The following is a 702-nucleotide window of genomic DNA, read 5'->3' as shown; positions in this document are numbered from 1 at the left end:
GAAATGGTTACTACTATGGATATGGTAACTATGGTGAAGGGTATTTAACTGGTGGTGGAGGTTCTGGTAGTACTTCCGGAGATAGTTCTGGCAATGCTTTGACTGATGGCGTAGATATTGGCAATATAAGAAACTTTACTTTAAATTTAGATTCTCAGCCTGTATTTAACGAACAGATGGTGAATATTTTAAAGAGTAATTCTGTACTTAAAACTTTGCTTAGTTATTTTGATAAGGGCTATTTACATCTGACATTTAGCATAGAAGATATGGATGAGAATACTACAGCTTATACAACATGGAAATCTGATGACTCTTATCATATAGTTTTTAATAGTCAGTATATAACTGATCAAGGTTGGTATATTCCACTCAATAGGATAGATAATATTGGTTATGATTGGAGTAAAGTGAATTCTGTTGATGAGGCATTAGTTGTCACCTTAACCCATGAGGCTATACATGCGAATCATTTTGCAATATTTAATGATGCTCGTATTCAAGCTGAAAATAAAAAGTTTGATACGGCTTATATCTTGCAGCAAAAAGGATATAGTCAGGAATTTATTGATATTTTTATAGATAAAGATACCAATGAATGGACGACTAATGAACAACGTGATATTAGTATGCATGAGTATATGAATAAGTATGATTTGGGCGTTATAGATTCAGCGTTAGAAGAATATAGAAATGATTATA

1 protein-coding gene is annotated in these 702 nt (G+C 32.2%); it reads left to right on the top strand.

All coding sequences use genetic code 11. The annotated features are described in order from the left end of the window. A partial coding sequence (locus HMPREF2794_RS29185; protein WP_168166635.1) for a hypothetical protein occupies positions 1 to 702 on the top strand: 702 nt, incomplete at both ends.

Source organism: Bacteroides sp. HMSC067B03 (genome assembly GCF_001811315.1).
GTDB classification, from domain to species: Bacteria; Bacteroidota; Bacteroidia; order Bacteroidales; family Bacteroidaceae; genus Bacteroides; species Bacteroides faecis.
This window is presented reverse-complemented; position numbering and strand designations above follow the sequence as displayed.